The sequence below is a fragment of the Streptomyces sp. NH27 genome, from assembly GCF_056859195.1.
In genome coordinates this window covers 1-14556 of record NZ_JACEGK010000156.1, presented here as the reverse complement: position 1 = coordinate 14556, position 14556 = coordinate 1, and the positions used below count along the sequence as shown (strand labels likewise).

At 73.1% G+C, this 14556-nt stretch carries 10 protein-coding genes and 1 pseudogene; 6 read left to right on the top strand and 5 right to left on the bottom strand.

All coding sequences use genetic code 11. The annotated features are described in order from the left end of the window. Positions 1-361: pseudogene (locus AC13HU_RS15230) on the top strand (hypothetical protein); the annotation flags it as partial. A 61-nt stretch (positions 362-422) separates the two neighbouring features. Further along, positions 423-1052: an HAD family hydrolase gene (locus AC13HU_RS15225; protein WP_483042393.1), complete on the top strand. Its 630-nt coding sequence runs from the start codon at positions 423-425 to the stop codon at positions 1050-1052. On the opposite strand, the gene AC13HU_RS15220 is transcribed toward AC13HU_RS15225, so the two are convergent. Further along, the gene (locus tag AC13HU_RS15220) at positions 1031-1393 is read right to left on the bottom strand and encodes a hypothetical protein (RefSeq protein ID WP_483042392.1); all 363 of its coding nucleotides are present in this window, start codon (positions 1391-1393) and stop codon (positions 1031-1033) included. The genes AC13HU_RS15225 and AC13HU_RS15220 overlap by 22 nt on opposite strands. Positions 1394-1679: 286 nt before the next feature. Here AC13HU_RS15220 and AC13HU_RS15215 point away from each other — a divergent pair, with 286 nt between their 5' ends. Further along, positions 1680-2063 carry a cold-shock protein gene (locus AC13HU_RS15215; RefSeq protein ID WP_103885605.1) on the top strand — a complete coding sequence of 128 codons (384 nt, stop codon included), beginning with the start codon at positions 1680-1682 and terminating at the stop codon, positions 2061-2063. Between the two features lie 165 nt (positions 2064-2228). On the opposite strand, the gene AC13HU_RS15210 is transcribed toward AC13HU_RS15215, so the two are convergent. From AC13HU_RS15210 to AC13HU_RS15195, 4 genes are all read right to left on the bottom strand, one after another. Beyond that, positions 2229-3056 carry a 1,4-dihydroxy-6-naphtoate synthase gene (locus tag AC13HU_RS15210; RefSeq protein WP_483042394.1) on the bottom strand — a complete coding sequence of 276 codons (828 nt, stop codon included), beginning with the start codon at positions 3054-3056 and terminating at the stop codon, positions 2229-2231. An 82-nt stretch (positions 3057-3138) separates the two neighbouring features. Beyond that, positions 3139-3906 (bottom strand): futalosine hydrolase, encoded by a 768-nt coding sequence (locus AC13HU_RS15205; protein ID WP_483042391.1) that lies wholly within the window; start codon positions 3904-3906, stop codon positions 3139-3141. A gap of 220 nt (positions 3907-4126) precedes the next feature. Then, positions 4127-4618, bottom strand: a complete 492-nt coding sequence (locus AC13HU_RS15200) for a hypothetical protein (RefSeq protein WP_483042390.1) — start codon at positions 4616-4618, stop codon at positions 4127-4129. A gap of 219 nt (positions 4619-4837) precedes the next feature. Beyond that, on the bottom strand, positions 4838-6232 hold the full coding sequence (locus AC13HU_RS15195) for an MFS transporter (protein WP_483042389.1): 1395 nt from the start codon (positions 6230-6232) through the stop codon (positions 4838-4840). A 243-nt stretch (positions 6233-6475) separates the two neighbouring features. On the opposite strand from AC13HU_RS15195, the gene AC13HU_RS15190 reads away from it, so the two are divergent. The 3 genes from AC13HU_RS15190 to AC13HU_RS15180 all read left to right on the top strand — a co-directional run bounded on the left by AC13HU_RS15190 (position 6476) and on the right by AC13HU_RS15180 (position 14511). Then, positions 6476-7372, top strand: coding sequence for a DUF3027 domain-containing protein (locus AC13HU_RS15190; protein WP_483042388.1), 897 nt, complete (start codon positions 6476-6478; stop codon positions 7370-7372). Between the two features lie 331 nt (positions 7373-7703). Continuing rightward, positions 7704-11018 carry a sacsin N-terminal ATP-binding-like domain-containing protein gene (locus tag AC13HU_RS15185; RefSeq protein ID WP_483042387.1) on the top strand — a complete coding sequence of 1105 codons (3315 nt, stop codon included), beginning with the start codon at positions 7704-7706 and terminating at the stop codon, positions 11016-11018. Between the two features lie 460 nt (positions 11019-11478). Beyond that, positions 11479-14511 (top strand): S53 family peptidase, encoded by a 3033-nt coding sequence (locus AC13HU_RS15180; protein ID WP_483042386.1) that lies wholly within the window; start codon positions 11479-11481, stop codon positions 14509-14511. The last annotated feature ends 45 nt before the right edge of the window (positions 14512-14556 follow it).

The following is a 14556-nucleotide window of genomic DNA, read 5'->3' as shown; positions in this document are numbered from 1 at the left end:
CGGGGGTGCCCGTGCCCGCGTACGGCGGTGGGGCAGCCCTCTGCTGCTGGTCGCCGCCGCGCTGCTGGTTGCCGGAGTGGTGATCGGTTCCTGGATTCCGCTCGGGCTCGGCTGGCTGGCGGGCTACCTCTCCCGCACCCTCACCCGTACGCAGGCCAAGATCGCGGTCTTCGGGGTGCCCGGGGCCACGGCCGTGGGCTTCGCGGTCTGGCTCTGGGGCCGTGGCAAGGGCCGCTGGGGCTCACCCATCGCCCACGGCCAGATGGGCCACGTGATCCGGGACGACCTCCCCATCGCGGTCCGCGTCGCGGCGATCGGCTCCGCCGCGTATTTCGTCTGGCGGGCTCGCCGTTCGGCGTGATGCTCCGCACGGAGGACGGGGCAGGGCGGGCGGTCCCGTTGCCGTCGGGGACAATGCCTGGGTGACCAAGGACCTCGCCGCCCCGTTGACCGTCGGGTTCGACCTCGACATGACCCTGATCGACTCCCGCCCCGGGATCAAGGCGGTGTACGACCAGCTGGCCCTGGAGACGGGCACCTTCATCGACTCGGCCCTGGCCGTCACCCGCCTCGGCCCGCCGCTGGATGACGAGTTGGCGAACTGGTTCCCGCCGGAGCGGATCGCGGAGATGGGCGACCGCTACCGCGCGCTGTACGTCGACCACGCGATCATCCCCACCCCGGCCATGCCCGGCGCGGTGGCCGCGGTGGAGGCGGTCCGGGCAGCGGGCGGCCGTCCGCTGGTCGTCACGGCGAAGTACGCCCCGAACGCCCGGCTGCACCTGGACCACGTCGGCATCGAGGCGGAGCTGCGCGGCTGGCTGTGGGCGGAGGCGAAGGCCGAGGCGCTGATCGAGTACGGCGCGTCGGTCTACGTCGGCGACCACGTCGGGGACGTGCGCGGGGCGCGTACCGCGAGCGCGCTGTCGGTGGCCGTGGCGACCGGGCCGTGCGGCGAGAAGGAACTGCTGGCGGCGGGCGCCGACGTGGTGCTGGCCGACCTGACGGAGTTCCCCGCCTGGTTCGCGGACTACCGCTCCGCGGCGGCCTGATCCGCGGCACGCCGCCCGGCCACCGGTTGTCCGGCCATCGGTTGTCCGATCGCGGCCTGCCCGGCAACGGCCGGACGGCCCGTACCGCCGGCACCGCCGGCACCGCCCGCACCGGCCGCCGTCGTGTGCCGCTGGGCGAGCGCGGCCTTCAGCAGCCCGACCAGGGCCAGCGCGAGGCCCAACCCCATCAGCATCGACACGAAGTACGCCGGGGTGGGCAGCCGCTTGGTGTGCAGCAGCAGCGGCGCGACCGTCACCACGGTGCTGACCGTCCCGACGAGGAACGTGATGGCGCCGGTGCGGACCAGCAGGTCACCGGGGCCCAGGGTTTGTTTGCTCACCCGACAAGGGTAGGTCCGTGGGGTGGACGGAATGGAACGGAGTCGGGGGCGCCGGGCGTCCCGTCGTACGGTGGCGGGCCGTCGGTCAGGTGCCGGCGGGTGTTCTGAGGGGTCTACGGACGGGTCCGACGGGCCTTGGTTGGTCCGTTGAAGACCTGCCAGGAGCGGTTTCCGGCTGCTCTCGGGTAATTTTCCAGCAGCCCCCGGCGGGTTCGGGTAATTTCGAGTAACTTCAATCAGCTCCGAGAACTTCGGGCGACACCGAGCAATGAGGACGAGGTCGGACGTGCCTACCGGCAAGGTCAAATGGTTCAACAGCGAGAAGGGCTTCGGCTTCCTCTCCCGCGATGACGGCGGCGACGTCTTCGTGCACTCGTCGGTGCTGCCCGAAGGGGTGGCGGCCCTCAAGCCCGGCCAGCGCGTGGAGTTCGGTGTGGTCGCGGGCCAACGCGGTGACCAGGCGCTTTCGGTGACGCTGCTCGATCCGGCGCCGTCTGTCGCGGCCGCCCAGCGCCGTAAGCCGGACGAACTGCTGCCGATCGTGCAGGACCTCACCTCGCTGCTGGAGGACGTGGCGCGCTCGCTCCAGCGCGGCCGCTACCCGGACAAGGCGCACGGCCACAAGATCGCCTCGGTGCTGCGCGTCGTCGCCGACCAGCTCGACGTCTGACCCCGTAGGGCGTGGGCGGCCCTTTTAACCGGGCTTTACCGGAATAATGGAGTCCGGTAAAGCCCGGCGTGGCAATTCAGGTCACACCCGTCACGAATCCGCGGGAGAAGCCGTCCGGGCGAGAGCCATCGACCCGTGACGCCGCCCTCCATTTGCCGGTCGGTCCTATCCGAAAGCCAGCGCGTCGGCCGGCAGCGGCGGCACCAGGCCCTCGGCCGCGGCCCGGGTGAGCAGCCCGCGCACCGCCGCGTAGCCGTCCTCGCCGAGGTCGGCGGTGAACTCGTTGACGTACAGCGCGATGTGCTGGTCGGCGACCTCGGGGTCCATCTCCTGGGAGTGCGCGAGGACGTACTCCCGGGACAGCTCGGGCTCGTCCCACGCCCGCCGCACCGACGCCCGCGCCGCTTCGGCCAGCGCGCGCAGCCGCTCGCCGCCCAGCGACCGCTTGGCGATGATCGCGCCCAGCGGGATCGGCAGCCCGGTGGTGGCCTCCCAGTGCTCGCCCATGTCCGCGAGCTTGTGCAGGCCGTAGTTCTGGTACGTGAAGCGGGCCTCGTGGATCACCAGGCCGGCGTCGACCCGGCCGTCGCGCACCGCGGGCATGATCTCGTGGAACGGCAGCACCACGATCTTCCCGACGCCGCCGCTCACCTCGGCCGCCGCCCACAACCGGAAGAGCAGGTACGCCGTCGACCGCTCGCTCGGCACCGCGACGGTCTTCCCCGACAGGTCGGTGCCGGGCTCCTTCGTCAGCACCAGCGGCCCGCAACCCCGGCCGAGCGCCCCGCCGCAGGGCAGCAGCGCGTACTCCTCCAGCACCCACGGCAGCACCGCGTACGACACCTTCAGGATGTCGAACTCGCCGCGCTCCGCCATGCCGTTGGTGATGTCGATGTCGGCGAACGACACGTCCAGCGGCGGCGCGTCCTCGACCAGGTCGTGCGCCCAGGCGTGGAAGACGAAGGTGTCGTTCGGGCACGGGGAGTACGCGATGCGCAGCGCCGCCTCGCGTTCGCCCTGCCCGCCCTGCCCGGCCCGCTCTTCCTGCGGCTGCTGCTGTTGCGTCATCTGCTCGTCACCCATGATGTGCCTCAACTCCCAGTACGGCCGGCAGCTTCCCGAACGCGGCCGTCAGGGCCGCCAGCGCCTCCCCGATCCGCCAGGCGGCCCGGTCGCGGGGACCGACGGCGTTGGACACCGTACGGATCTCCAGCACCGGCAAACCCGCAGCGGCGGCCGCCTCGGCCACTCCGAAGCCCTCCATCGCCTCCGCCACGGCGCCCTGGTGACGGCCCGCCAGTTCGGCGGCCCGTTCGGCGCTGCCGGTCACCGTGGACACCGTCAGCACCGGCCCGTACGCCGCCGCGAGGCCGTCGGCCACCGCCCGGCTCAGCCGCGGCGGCGGGAGGTGCCGGGAGGTGCCGAAGCCCAACTCGGCGACCGGCACGAAGCCGTCGGGCGTCTGCGCGCCCAGGTCCGCCGCCGTGATCGCGCTCGCCACCGCCACCGAGCCGACCGGCGCGGTGGGGGCGAAGCCGCCGGCGATGCCCGCGCAGACCACCAGGTCGTACGGTCGCCCGGCCGCCTCCGCGCGGGCGAGCGCGGTCGCGGTGGTGGCGGCAGCGGCGCCGGGGCCGACACCGCCGACCAGGACGGTGGCGCGGAGTGTGGGTACGGGGCCGGACACGGGGCCGGGGGGCGTGGCCGGTGCGGAGTCGGGCGCGTCCGTGGTCACCGCGCCCGGGGGGAGTGCCGCGGTCAGACCCGCGGCTGCCGCGTCGCGCTCGGCGGCCACCGCGGTCACCACCAGCAGGCGGCGTATCGGCGCTGTCGTGCCGCTCATCTGTTCAACCGCCAATCCGTTCACAGGCCCGCCGGTTCGTCGGGGGCCGCCCAACAGCCGCTCGGCGGCCGGCCGGCGGCAGTACGGCAACCCCGGCCGTTGGCCAACCGGCAGCCGTTCAGTGACCGTTCAGCGGCCTTACGGCTCCGGCTCGGAGGCCGGGCGCCTGTCAGCTGTCGGCCGTCGTTCAGAGGCCGCTCAGCGGTCTCTCAGCGGTTCCTCAGTGGTCGCGCCGCAGTTCGAAGGAGATCACCCGGGTGGCCTTGGTGCCGGAGGTGTCCGGGGACTCCACGATGTTCAGCGTCACGCTGTTCACCAGGGTGCTCTGGCCGGTCTGCGGGTCCTGCACGTGGAACAGCTCCGCGCTGTCCACCGTGAAGTAGGTCTTGTTCTTGAGCACCTCGTCGTTGGCGAGCGAGACGTTCTGCACGATCAGCCAGCCCTTGTCGCCGATCGAGGGGTCCACGCCGATCCGGACCTGGTCGCCGACCGGGACGGAGATGTGGTGCTTCGGCTTCTCCTGCAGGCACTTGGCGAAGACCGTCTGCGGCAGCAGCGCGCCCTTGGCGTAGCAACCCTTGCTCGCCGACGCCATCACTGACTTGCTGCCCACGGTCACCGTCGCCTCGGCGGTCGGCTTCGTGCAGGCGGTGAGGGAGATCAACCCGAGGGAGATGGCACCGAGGGCGGTGGCGGCGCGGCGAATGCTCATGGCAGGAGGCTACCGGGCGGTCGCCTCCACTCCGCGCGCGGGTACGCCGTGTCCCCCCAGATCGGGCCCGGTGTCGCGGGTCGCGCGGCACCGGGCCAAGGCTGCCCTGTGGTTGCCCTATGGCTGCCCTGTGCGACGCGGGTCTTCGCCGATGTGCGTTACGCGACGCGGGCCTTCGTCGGACGTGCCCTGTGCGACGCGGGTCTTCGCCGATGTGCGTTACGCGACGCGGGCCTTCGTCGACGAGCCGCGCCGGGCGGCGCCCAGCAGCCCGCGCACCGAGATCGAGAACGCCGTCAGCACCAGGCAGGCCGCCACCGCCATCCCGAGCGAGCCGTTCAGCGGCAGCACGATGCCGATGCCGCCGCCGACCACCCAGGAGAGCTGGAGCACCGTCTCGGAGCGGGCGAAGGCCGACGTACGGACCGCCTCCGGCACGTCGCGCTGGATCAGCGCGTCCAGCGACAGCTTCGACAGCGCCTGCGAGATGCCCGCGACCGCGGTCACCGCGGCCACCGTGAACAGGCCGAACCAGCCCGCCGCCACCGACGCCACCGACAGCGCGCACACCAGTGCCGTCGCGATGATCACCTCGGGGCCGCGGGCCTTGAGCCAGGCGCCCAGCGCGGTGCCCAGCGCGTTGCCCGTGCCGGCCGCGACGACCGCCACCCCCAGCGACAGTTCCGGCGACAGCCCGCCGAGCGGGTGCTCACGCAGCATGAACGCCAGGAACATCGTCAGGAAGCCGGACAGCGCACGCAGCCCGCAGTTGCCCTGCAACGCGTGCAGCACCGACGAGCCGACGCCCAGCAGGCCCGGCTTGCGCCCCGGGACGCCGGACGGCTCCGGCGGCGCCTCCTCATCGGCGGTCAGCCTGGCCCGGCGCTCGCCGCGGGCGGAGTCCACCTTGTTCGGCAGCGCCATGCACAGCACCGCGCCGCACATGAAGATCGCGAAGGCGCCGTACAGCGGCCACTGCGGGCCGATCTTGTGCAACCCCGCGCCGACCGGTGCCGCCACTGCGGTGGCCAGCAGACCCGAGAGGGTGACCCGGGAATTCGCCTTGACCAGGGTCGTGCGATCAGGCAGCAGCCGTGGCACCACCGCGCTGCGCACCACGCCGTACGCCTTGGAGCCGACCAGGCTGCCCAGCGCCGCCGGATACAGCCCGAGGCCGGCGTGCGAGACCATCCCGGCCATCATCCAGGCGAGCACCGCGCGGGCCATCATCGACATCGCCATCGCGGCCCGGCGGCCGTGCTGCAGCCGGTCCAGAATGGGGCCGACCACCGGCGCGAGCAGTGCGAACGGCGCCATCGTGATCAGCAGGTAGAGCCCGACCCGGTTGCGGGCCTCGCCGCTGGGGACGGAGAAGAACACGGTGCTGGCGAGCGCGACGGTGATCATCATGTCGCCGGCCGAGTTGACCGCGTGCAGCTCGATCAGTTTCGCCAGGCCCGACTCGCCCGCGCCGCCCGCGTGTGTCGTGCGCCGGATACGACGGCGCACCGCTCCAGCCGACCGCCCCACGCCGCTCGCGAGGGCGCGCCCGGCCCTGCGTGCGGGCCCTGGGCCCGCGGTCACGGTTCGTGCCACGACGCAATCCTGCCCCAATTGGAAGACGGCGCACCCCCTCCTTTGCGCGCATGGTGCGCACCGGTAGCGTGCGATCGCGCAGAATGGGTGACAACAGGTGCGCCCGATGACGCTCGGGCAGGGCCGGGGAAGCGGTGAACTCAGGCGTTGAAGCGGTCCGTCGGTCCGCTCCGCCGAGGTTCTTCGCACTTCGGGTCCGCCCGCCCGCGAGCGCACACGTGAGACGGCGTAGAGAGAGAAACGATTTCTGTGAGTCCTGCGATGCGAAGCCGTACCCCTGATCGCCTGTGCGCCGAGGCGGTCGATGTCGCGCTGGCCGTGACGAGGGAGGCAGTGGGCGCGGCATCGGTCGGCGAGCACTTGGGCGTCGTCGCCGAGGGTGACCGCGTGGTCACCCACCTCTTCGCCTGCACCGAGCCCGCCTACCGTGGCTGGCAGTGGGCGACCACCCTCACCCGGGCGTCCCGGGCGAAGGCGGTGACGATCGACGAAACGGTGCTGCTGCCAGGGCCGGACTCCGTACTGGCGCCCGAGTGGGTGCCCTGGAGCGAGCGGTTGCGGCCGGGCGACATGGGCCCGGGCGACCTGCTGCCCACCGAGGCGGACGACCTGCGACTCGAACCGGGGTGGACCGGGGAGGGCGCGGCGGCGCTGGCGGCTGCCGCGGACGTCGCGGAGATCGAGGAGACCGCCGAGGCGACGGAGGCCGCACAGGCGACGGAGGCCGGAGCGGCGGAGACCGGAGCCGCCGACGACCATGCCGGGGATACCGCGACGGCCGGTGAGGTGGTCACGGGCGCCCCGAGCATCGCCGAGATCCGCTCGGTCGCGCGCCAGCTCGGCCTCGGCCGGACCCGGGTGCTGTCCCGGTACGGCCTGCACACGTCCGCCGACCGCTGGGAGGAGCAGTTCGGCCCCAAGACGGCGATGGCCCAGGCCGCGCCCGCGAACTGCGCGAGCTGCGGCTTCCTCGTGCCGATCGGCGGTTCCCTCGGGCAGGCGTTCGGCATCTGCGCGAACGAGTACTCCTCGGCCGACGGCAACCTCGTCTCCCTCGCCTACGGCTGCGGCGGCCACTCCGAGGCCGCGGTGATGCCCAAGACCCCCGAGCCCGCGCCCATGGTCCTCGACGACCTCCACGACGACGAGACTCCCTGAGCCGCCCTCGCCTGCCGCGGAGGCAGCCGCGCTGACGGCGGAGGGTGTCGCGCCCGCCGCGGAAGGTGCCGCGCCTGCCGCGGGGCGCGTGGCGGCACCTCCGGGCGAAGCTCTGGGGGAGTACGGCGGGCCAAGCCGACCTCCGGCCGCAGGGTCCCGGGCGGACCGAACCGACCACCGGCTGTAGGGTCCCGGTCGGGCCGAACCGACCACTTCAGGGGGTCGGGGCACCCACCGACCGCAGTGGAGTACGGTCGGGCTCAAGGGGCCCGGAGCGGCCGGAACCCGAAGTGCACAGTGCAGACGAAAGGTCCAAGTGACCCGCCCAGGCGTGATCCGCACGACCCCGGAAGGCCAGCCGGACCCCTTCCGTACCGCTTCCTTGCGCCAGGCCGTGCTGACCGCGTGGTCCGCGTCCGCCGCCAGGTTCCGCGAGGACGCCAACGCCGAGGAGGACCTCGCGCTCGGCGGGCACCGCGATCGCCTGATCGTGGAACTCGCCCAGAACGCCGCCGATGCCGCGACCCGCGCCGGCGTCCCGGGCCGGCTCCGGCTCACCCTGCACGACGCCGACCCCGACGCCACCGACGGCACCGGCTCCTCCTTCGCCTGCCTCGCCGCCGCGAACACCGGCGCCCCGCTGGACCCGGCCGCCGTCGAGTCGCTGTCCACGCTGCGCGCCTCCGCGAAGCGCGACGACACCGCGGAGGCGGTCGTCGGCCGCTTCGGCATCGGCTTCGCCGCGGTCCTCGCGGTCAGCGACGAACCCGCCGTGCTCAGCCGCAGCGGCGGAGTGCGCTGGTCGCTCGGCGAGGCCCGCGCGCTCACCGCCGACATCCCGGACCTGGCCGAGGAGTTGCGGCGCCGCGACGGTCATGTCCCGCTGCTGCGGCTGCCGTTCCCTGCCGAGGGCAGTGCCCCGGCCCCGTACGACACCGTGGTGGTGCTGCCGCTGCGGGACGGCTCCGCCGAGGATCTGACGAACCGTCTGCTCGCCGCGGTGGACGACGCGTTGCTGCTCGCGCTGCCCGGTCTGGCCGAGGTTGTCATCGACACGCCTGCGGGCGTACGCACGTTGACCCGGCGTCAACTCGACGGCGGCGACGTGCTGATCGAGGACAGCGCCCGCAACGCACCCACCCGCTGGCGGGTCGACGCGGGCGGCGGCGAGCTGACCCCCGAACTGCTCGTGGACCGGCCGGTGGAGGAGCGTCTGCGCCCGGTCTGGTCGGTGACGTGGGCGGTGCCGGTGGACCCCGAGGGCGCCCCGGCCGCGCCGCGTACCGCGGGCGTCGTGCACGCGCCCACCCCGACCGACGAGCCGCTCGGCCTGCCCGCGCTGCTGCTGGCCACCTTCCCGCTCGACCCGACCCGCCGGCACACCGCGCCCGGCCCGCTCACCGACTTCCTGCTGGACCGCGCCGCGGAGGCGTACGTCCGGCTGCTGGCCGGGTGGCAGCCGACCGGCACCGGCGTGGTGGACCTGGTGCCGGGGCCGCTCGGCAAGGGCGGCCTCGACGCCGAACTGCGCCGCCGGGTCCTGGACGCGCTGCCGCGTACCCCGTTCCTGCCGCGCGCCGTCGAGGCCGGCGTGGCCACGCCCGAGGCGGGCGGTCCCGCGCCGGACCCGGACGCCTGGGACGACGGCGGCCGGCTCGCGGGGGAGAGGCGTGCGCTGCGGCCGGTGGAGGCCGAGATCGTGGAGGGCGCCACCGCCGAGGCGGTCCGGGTGCTCGCCGAGGTGCTGCCCACGCTGCTGCCCGCGAGTCTCGAACGGCGCCCCGCGCTGCGGCAGTTGGGCGTATCCCGGCTCTCGCTCGCCGACGTGGTGGACCGGCTGGCGGGTGCCGAGCGCCCCGCGGACTGGTGGTGGCGGCTCTACGACTCCCTCGCCGGCACCGATCCCGACGTGCTCAGCGGCCTGCCCGTCCCGCTCGCCGACGGCCGTACGGTGGTCGGCCCGCGCCAGGTGCTGCTGCCGGTGCCCGGTGGTGGTGGCGGGTACGCCGCCGACGGCTCGGTTCGGGACGAAGGCCCTTACGGCGTAGGCGACTTCGACGGCCACGGTGAGCGCGGGGGCCGGGACGAACGCGGGGGTGCCGGCGGTGTGGACCCGGCCGTGCTGGCCAGGCTCGGCCTGCGGGTCGCCCACGCGGACGCCGCCCACCCGCTGCTGGAGAAGCTGGGCGCCGCCCCCGCCACACCCCGCGCGATCCTGACCAGCCCGCAGGTGCGGGCCGCGGTGGCCGCCTCCCTCGACGAAGACCGCGCCGCCTGGGACGACGAAACGAGCCTGGACGCCGAGGAGTTGGCCGACGCCGTACTGGGGCTTGCCAGGGACGCCGGCCTTTCGCCCGGCGACGAGCCCTGGCTGGCCGGGCTCGCACTGCCCGACGAGGACGGCGAACTCGCCCCCGCGGGCGAGCTGGTGCTACCCGGCAGCCCGCTGGAATCCGTGCTGCGCGAAGGCGAACTCGGCGCCGTGGACGCCGAACTGGCCGCCCACTGGGGCGAACAGCCGCTCACCGCGGTCGGCGTGCTCGCCACCTTCGCGCTGGTCCGCGCGGCGGACGTGGTGCTCGACCCCGACGACCTCGACCCGCGCGACACCGACTGGGCCCAGCCCGACGACGTCGGGCTGCTCGACGCCGTCGACGTCTGGTGCGAGGACGTCCTCGACCAGCTTCCGGAGGCCGACGTGCCGCCGGTCGCCACCGAGGTGATCGGCGTCCGCGACCTCGACCTGGTGGACGACGACGCCTGGCCGCAGGCGCTCGCGCTGCTCTCCCGACCGCCGCTGCGCGACGCGGTGACCGCGCAGGTCCGGGTCCTGCTGCCGGACGGCACCACCGAGTCCGTACGGCCGTACGCGGCCTGGTGGTTGCGCGATCACCCGGTGCTGGGCGGGCGGCGCCCGGTCGGTCTGCGTGCCGCCGGCGGCGACCGGCTGCTGGCCGGGCTCTACGACGAGGCCGAGACCGACACCGCCGTGGACGCGCAGGTGCTGCGCGCGCTCGGCGTGCGCACCACGGTCGACGCGCTGCTCACCGAACCGGGCGGCGGCGCCGAACTGCTCACCCGCCTCGCCGACCCCGACCGGCCCGTGACTCCGGCGCAACTTCACGGCCTCTACGCGGCGTTGGCCGAACTCGACCCCGAACAGGTCACCCTGCCGGACGAGTTGCGGGCGGTGCGGGACGGTGAGGTCGTGGTGGTGGACGCCGCCGACGCCCTCGTCGCCGACGCGCCCGACCTGCTGCCGCTGGCCGGCGGGCTGCCGCTGCTGCCCGTACCGCCGCGGCTGGCCGCCGAGTTGGCCGACCTGTTCCAGGTCCGCCGGCTCAGCGAGACGGTTCAGGCGGCGGTGGTCTCGCACGGCGAGCCGCATGACGTCCTGCCCGCCGTGCACGACCTGCTGCCCGGCGCTCCGGCCATGTACGTCGAGCACGAGGAACTGCTGCTCACCGGCGACATCGAGGTCGACTGGCGCTGGGTGGACGGGGTGCTGCACGGTGCCACCGTGGAAGGCGTCGCGGCCGGACTGGCCTGGGCGGCGGGCCACTGGGAGCGCCGCTTCGAGCTGGCCGCGCTGCTGGAGGACCCGACCCGTACCGAGGAGCTGGCGCGGGACCGCTGGTTCGACTAGGACATCCGACCCTCCGGGGCTCCCGCGCCGTTGTCCGGGCCGTAGGTCCGTAGGTCTATAGGTCCCGCACCCCGAGGGAACCCACCCCCGGCAGGCTCCTCAAGATCTAGTAAATTCGCACAGCTGATCGTCTGTTCATCCTTCATGGCTGATACAAAGCATCGCTGGCACTCGCGCACATGAAGGACACCAGTTCTTCACCGTGGCGACACCACAGGGGGCTCACGTACGACCAGCGGGACCGCGAGGTCCGTGCCTGGGGGGACCGAAACTTCAGCATCAACGGCGCTTTCCCGACCGGTGGGACGGGTCGCGCCAGTGCGTTGCGCCCTTGCGTGGTGATGCCGCGGCCGTTGCCGCCGGGTGGAGCACACCACGAAGGAGACAGTGCATGGGGATGGCCGGCCGCAGAGCGGACCGCGTGCGTAGGGGGGCGGGCCGAACAGGGATGTTCGGCCCGGTGGTTGCTGTCGCGACGCTTGCGATGGTGGCGGCGGGGGCACCCGCCGCAGTGGCGGACGGCGGTTCGGGGACACCCGCGCCGCAGCGGATCGGTGCCGCGCCGCACCTGCCGCACGGTGCGGCGCGCACCGCCGCGCCGAGCAGCAGTACCGACCTCGACCTGGGTGTCGTGCTGGCACCGCGGGACCCGGCGGGGCTGAAGAGGTTCATCGCGGACGTGTCGACTCCCGGCTCGCCGATGTACCACCAGTACCTGAAGGCCGGCGCGTTCGGCACGGAGTTCGGGGCGAGCCCCGCGGCCGTCGCCAAGGTGCGCGCCGCGCTCGAGGACCAGGGCCTGACCGCGGGCACGTTGGAGTCCGACGGCCTGACGCTGCCGGTGCACACCACCGTCGGTGCGGCCGGCAAGGCCCTGCACACCGGCTTCACCGGCTACCGCACCGGCGACGGCCGGAACGGCGTGGCCAACACCACCGCGCCCTCGCTGCGCGGCGACGCCGCCGCCGACATCTCCGGCATCACCGGCCTGAACACGCTTGCCCAGGTGCACTCGCACCTGGCCGCCACGCCTGCCGTGAAGTTCACCGTGCCGAAGTCCGCGGCGTCCGGCACCACCTCGCCGCACATGACCGGCAAGACCCCGGCGCTGTGCTCCAGCATCAAGTCCCTTGCCTCCTCGGCCGGTTTCACCGACACCAAGCAGTACTGGAGCGCCGGCACGCTGGCGAGCGCCTACGGTATGGCCAACCAGCCGAACGTCGGCACCGGCGTGTCCGTCGGCATCTTCGAGCTGGAGAACTACAGCACCAAGGACATCGCCGCCTACCAGTCCTGCTACGGCACCAAGGTGTCGGTCAGCGCGGTCAAGGTCGACGGCGGCGCCAAGGACGCGGTCAACGCCGACAACGGGATCGGCACCGAGTCCGCCCTCGACATCGAGGACCTGATCGGCCTGGTGCCGCAGGCATCCTTGCTGGTCTACCAGGGCCCGGACCCGGAGCGGGCGACCGAGCGGAACGTCCTGGACGTCTACCAGAAGATGGTCACCGACGATCGCGCCAAGGTGATCTCCAGCAGCTGGGGCGGCTGCACCGCCGACCAGTCGGACGCCTTCATGGCCGCCGAGAACCTGATCTTCGAGCAGGCGGCGGCGCAGGGCCAGACGGTCACCTCCGCGTCCGGCGACTACGGTTCGTCCGACTGCTGGTACGACCCGGACGGCAACGGCGTCAGCAACGACCCGAACGGCTCGCTGCTGTCCGTGGACGACCCCTCCGGCCAGCCGTACGTCCTCGCGGTCGGCGGCACCTCGATGACCGGCTCCGGCGGCAGCACCCAGAACACCTGGAACTCCGAGCAGAGCGACCCCGGGATCGTGGAGCCCGGCGCCTCCGGCGGCGGTGTGTCCACCGCCTGGGCGCTCGACTCGACCACCGGCTACCAGACCGGCGTCACCGCCCCGGGCTACACGAATGCCTGCGGCGCCGCGGACGGCCAGACGTGCCGCCAGGTCCCCGACGTGTCGGCGCTCGCCGACCCGGACACCGGATACCTGATCGCCAACGGCCAGGACGGCAGCCAGCAGGAGTGGACCATCATCGGCGGCACCAGCGGTGCCTCGCCGACCTGGGCCGCGCTCGTCGCGCAGGCCGACCTGGACCTGGGCTGCGCCGCCAACGGGCCGGTCGGCTTCGCCAACCCGGCGCTGTACGGGCTGACGTCATCGGCGTTCCGTGACATCACCTACGGTGCCAACTACCTGTCGTACACCGGGGCCCAGCCGTACGGCTCCTACCAGGCCGGCACCGGATACGACCTGGCCACCGGCCTGGGCACGCCGCACGCGCGCAGCGTCATCCCGGCGCTGTGCAAGGCGGTGCCGCAGACGCAGCCGGGGACCTTCACCTCGGTGAACCCGGCCCGCATCCTGGACACCCGGGCCGCGATCGGCCGCGCCGGTACCTCGCCGGTGGCCGCGAACAGCGCGGTGGTCCTCCAGGTGGCCGGGAGCGCGGGCGGCGCCGTGCCGTCCTCGGGCGTCACCGCGGTCGTGCTCAACACCACCGTCGCCGGGTCGACCGCCGGCGGCCACCTGGCCGCCTATCCCGACGGCACCGCCCGGCCGATCGCCTCCAACCTCAACTGGGTCAAGGGCAGGACGGTGCCGAACCTGGTGACCGTGCCGGTCGGCGCGGACGGCAAGATCGACCTGTACAACGCCAGTTCCGGCACCGTGCACATGATCGCCGACGTCTTCGGCTACTACTCCACCAATGCCGGCGGCGCCACGTACTTCGGGGTCGGCCCGACCCGCCTGCTCGACACGCGGGCCAAGATCGGCGTGAGCACGACCACGCCCGTCAAGGCGAACTCGGCGATCGCCGTGAAGATCGCGGGTGCCGGGTCGGTGCCGTCCAGCGGTGCCACCGCTGTGGTGCTCAACGTCACCGCGACCTCCGAGAAGGCGACCGGACACCTGATCGCCTACCCGAGCGGCACGCCCCGTCCCAACTCCTCGAACCTCAACTGGCTCAAGAGCAACACGGTGGCGAACCAGGTGATCATGCCGGTCGGCGCGGACGGCAAGATCGAGCTGTACAACGCGAGTTCGGGCACGACGCACTTCGTCGCCGACGTCTTCGGCTACTTCGCGACCGGTACCGGCGGCGCGTCCTACCACGTCGCGGGACCGACGCGGCTGCTGGACACCCGCAGTGGCGTCGGTGTGTCGAAGGCGGGTGCGCTGGCATCGACCAGCACGCTCGCGCTGAGCCTGAACGACGGCAACGTCCTGGCGCACGCGAAGGCGGTCGTGCTCAACGTGACCGTGGTCGGCGGCACCAAGGACAGCGCTTATCTGGTCGTCTACCCGGACGGGAAGACCCGGCCGACCTCGTCCAACCTCAACTGGTCGAAGGGGCAGACCATCGCGAACCTGGTCACCGTCCCGGTGGTCGACGGGAAGGTCGACTTCCACGTCAACACCGGTTCGGTGCACGTGATCGCGGACCTGTTCGGGTACTACTCGTGACGGTGCCGTACATGTGAGGGTGTCCGCCGGCGGGTGAGCTGTACC